The 4,329-nt window shown below is 54.8% G+C and carries 1 protein-coding gene; it reads left to right on the top strand.

What is annotated here, in order from left to right:
- Positions 1 to 637: 637 nt before the first annotated feature.
- Entirely contained in the window at positions 638 to 3,928 is a 3,291-nt protein-coding gene (locus AC1DKD_RS39585) for a DEAD/DEAH box helicase (protein WP_477144592.1), read from the top strand.
- Positions 3,929 to 4,329: the final 401 nt, after the last annotated feature.

The raw sequence follows: 4,329 nt of genomic DNA, 5'->3' as shown, positions 1-4,329 counted from the left end.
ATTTGAAGGCGACAAGCAGGCGCCATCCGCGGAGCTGCCATGCTTCGGTGGGATGTGACCCGAAAGCGTGGTGGAGGGAAAATGGCAAAACTGATAAGGCGACCCACCATGGCACAAGACAATCCTTACGAAGAAGTCATCGTAGAGAGCCACTGCCCGGCGAGCACTAGAAGTCTTCATGGGTCAGTGCATGTTCGACCAGTGCCCGGTGGGAAATACTCTACCGAACTGCACGTGGAATGTTCGAAACGCTTGGTCCGCGACTACCCAGTTGGCACCAGGTTTCGTCTCACTGCGAAGCTCACCGACCGTGAAGGTGGTGGCCAGTTTTTGTACAGCTATCACGGATGGAGATTCGATGTTTTGACTTAGCGGTCTATCGCATGAGTCCGTACTGCTTTCCTGGTCTACGGCGTACGTCAAAGCGTTGCTGCCAATGGGGGCCAAGACTTGGCGAAAGCCTTAAGGTCCGAGATGGATTACTAATAGCATTTGCCGCCTCTGCCTCGTTGCATGCTGAGATAGCGAAAAAGTCATAGAAGTTTAGTGAGTCAAGCAAATGATGAGCATCCGAATTCAGCACGGTATGCTCGCGAAACGTGTTGTCCTATCGCAGGCGTTCAAGGGGACTGGCTAGATGAAGGTGCGACTTGCCGCGGTGTTTTCGGTCAAAATAAAAATTGAGAAAAGCTGGATTCGTCAGCTGGCTTGGCCGGAACAGGAGCTTGACGCAGAGGTTGTTCGATTCGTGACCGACCGAGCGGAAGGCTTCGAAGTTACGTCCGGCGTCCTGCCGATGCCGGTTCGAATCCTCAAGAGAGTTCCTCTTCAAATACCTGCACCAGCGGAAGCAGCTATATTGAAATGTGCGAACGCTGCCATCGTGGATGAGGCACTGGACGCGTCGGCAGGGACTTGGTTACAGCATCCGTCATTGCACGCCGATGACCGGCCCTTGGACAACGCGGCCGCGAAAGACGCTATCGCTTCCTGGTGCGACGGATTTTCGTATGTTAAGGAGGACCGGGCGACGGGTGTCATCGGTTTCCGCCCGCCACAAGCGGGGGCCTTGCATGCGGTGCACGCGCACTGGACGGTCAGCAGCGAAGTCGCATCTATAGTCTTGCCCACTGGCACTGGAAAAACCGAGACTATGCTAGGAGTTCTGACATCGGCTTGCTGCGAGCGGGTAATCGTCGTTGTGCCAACGGACGCTCTGCGCACCCAGATTGCGAACAAATTCTTGACGCTTGGCCTGCTCAAAGCGCCCGGAAGTACAATCCTCGCCGAAAGCGCACGCTATCCAGTCGTCGGTGTCCTTGAGCACAAATTCGAAACTGCTGATGCCTTGACGGCTTTTTTCGAGCCTTGCAATGTGGTCGTCACTACCAGCCACATTGCGGGGCAATTTCCGACCCACTTGCAGGAGCGCATATCCGAGCTATGTACACATCTTTTCATTGATGAAGCCCACCATGCAGAAGCGCCGACGTGGAAACGCTTCAAAGCCCACTTCGGCCAGCGCCGGGTTCTTCAGTTTACGGCCACGCCTTTTCGCGACGACGACCAACTCATTGATGGGAAGATAGTCTACCGTTATCCGTTGAGGCAGGCACAGACGGACGGATACTTCCAGCCGATTACATTCCRGTCAGTTTTCGAGTTTAACGAGAACAAGGCAGACATAGCGATTGCTAGAGCCACAATCCAAGAGCTGGACAGCGATAAAACTGGCCTACATGTTGCGATGGCTCGCGCTTGCGATATCCCACGTGCAAAACGAATTTTCGAAATCTATGAGGAAATCGGCCGGTATAACCCGATATTGCTTCACAGCCAACTCAAAGTGGTGGAGCGAAGGGAGGCCCTCGAGAAGTTGATGTCTGGGAAATCGAGGCTCGTGGTGTGCGTCGATATGCTCGGCGAGGGATTTGATATGCCGGAGCTGAAAATTGCAGCTTTCCATGACGTTCGGAAAAGCCTTCCGGTAACGCTCCAGCTTGCAGGCAGGTTCACCCRCACCAGACCGGACCTGGGAAGTCCGACATTCATCGCCAATGTCGCCAACATTGATGTCCGGCATGAGCTCGAGAAGCTCTATAGCCAAGACCCGGATTGGAACGAACTGCTCCAAGAACTCAGCGATACCCAGATAGACAAGCAAATCGAGGCTCGGAGCTTCCTGGATGGCTTTGAACCGTTTGAGGGCGAAATTCCGCTGCAGGAAATCAGGCCGGCTACCAGCATGGTGGTCTACCGTACTCGTTGTAGCGCATGGAAGCCTGGAAACTTTCGAAGAGGGCTGCAGGGCCTAGCTCCCTCGGACAAGGTCCGAGATACGCTGAACGTCAAAGAGAACATTCTCGTTGTCGTGATTGGCACCAGCAAGTCGGTCCCGTGGACTGACATTGAGGCGGTGCGGGACTGGGAGTGGGAGTTGCTAGTTGCAATATGGGATAAGGAAAAGGAACTTCTCTACATCCATGGCTCCTCCAAGAGTAGCGAGTATCGAACGATGGCCAAGGTCCTGTGTGGCGACGATGTGGAGCTTATTCAGGACCCTGTGCTCTACCGATGCTTCCATGGCGTCAAGCGCCTACTACTTACGAATCTGGGAATGAATGAGCAATTTGGCAGGCAGATTCGCTACATTGCTCGCATGGGTGCAGACGTTGCCGCTCGTCTGTCAGAGGCCTCGAAGAAAACCGCACGTCGTGCAGTTATCTCCGGAGTTGGTTATGAAAATGGAGCTATCGCAACCATCGGCGCAGCAAAGCGTGGTCGAGTGTGGTCTTTCCAACGCTTACGCCTAGACTCTTTTGCGCGTTGGTGTAAGCACGTCGGTTCGAAAGTCATTGACGAAACTATCGACCCGGAAGCAGTACTAAAGGGAACACTCGTCCCAAAACTCGTGAAGGTGCGTCCAGCCATAATGCCCATCGCTGTCGACTGGCCAGACTGCATCTATCAGGAGTTGGAGAGCGCGTATTCGATAAGGCTCGGCGACGCTCAGACGACCGAGTTTTGGAACCTCGGTATCGAATTGGTTAGTCCCGCCGAGGCTGGCGACATCATGTTCCGGGTATTCAGCGACTCCGCTGAAGTGGTGCTGCGGCTGGAATTGGTACCGGTCGACGACGACACGGTCTCGACCTATCGCTTTGTGTCAGTAGAGGCCGCTGGCACGTTGACGAAACGCCAGCACACTTGGCCGCTTTCCGAGTTCTTCGATGAGAACCCTCCAGTCGTTACCTTCGCCGACGGTTCGTACCTGGAAGGTAATCTCCTTGTGGCGTTGCCGGACATCTATGCACCTTACGACCGGGACCGAATTACCGTATGGGATTGGTCTAACGTCAATATAAAGAAGGAGGCGCAGGGCGTGACTCGGGAAAAGGATTCCATCCAATTTAAGGTTATCGAAAACCTCAAGATGGCAGGCGGGTATGACGTCATTTACGATGATGACGGCTCCGGTGAGTCTGCGGACGTCGTTACCATCAAGGTGACAGAAGAAGAGGCAGGCGCGACCATCGCTGTGGACTTCTACCACTGCAAGTATTCGCAGGAAAGTACCGCCGGCGCGCGCGTTGGCGACCTGTACGAAGTTTGTGGTCAGGCGCAGAAAAGCATAAGCTGGCTTCTGAACCAGTTACGGAAAACCGACCTCTTCGTTCATCTGCTCCGGCGGGACCCCAAGATTCGTGAAGGCAAAGAGCTGTCACGGTACCAGACCGGTGACCGCGACATCCTTCAGGCCATCCGAAATCGTAGCCGAATGGCGGCCATCAAGTTGCGAGTGTTCATCGTTCAGCCGGGGCTGTCCCGCGCGAAAGCGTCTCCAGAACAGCTATCTCTGCTGAGCGTGACAGAGAACTTCCTTCTTGAGACTCACAACGTTCCGTTCGGTGTGATTGCGAGCGCGTGACCCGATATATCAAGCTGAGCCAGGCAGAAAGAGGCGACAAACTGTGGACCTCCTGCTTTGACCAAGGATGAAGCTTGGTGAGCGGCAACAGACGGAATAACAAGCACGCGACCGACGGACGGAGCGCAGTCGTTCATCGGTTCAGTAATAATCTAAGTGAGTCGTCGTACCTAACAACGAAGCAAGCCGTGGCTTCCCAGGTAGCGCTCCGCCATGCTCGACGGTGCGGGTAACCTGGCACCCGCAGTTCCGGCCGGACGAAGATGGAGGGCTGTACGAAGACATTCCCGCCGTCATTTATCTAGGTGGGGGCTTTGAAGCGGTATCGGCAAGTGTGAACGATGCGGCGTGGGAATCGCTAGCGCGGGCTATGTTGTCGCCGCTCTTTGAGACTCCTGTGC

Source organism: Cupriavidus sp. 05T313 (assembly GCF_056396665.1).
This window is presented reverse-complemented; position numbering and strand designations above follow the sequence as displayed.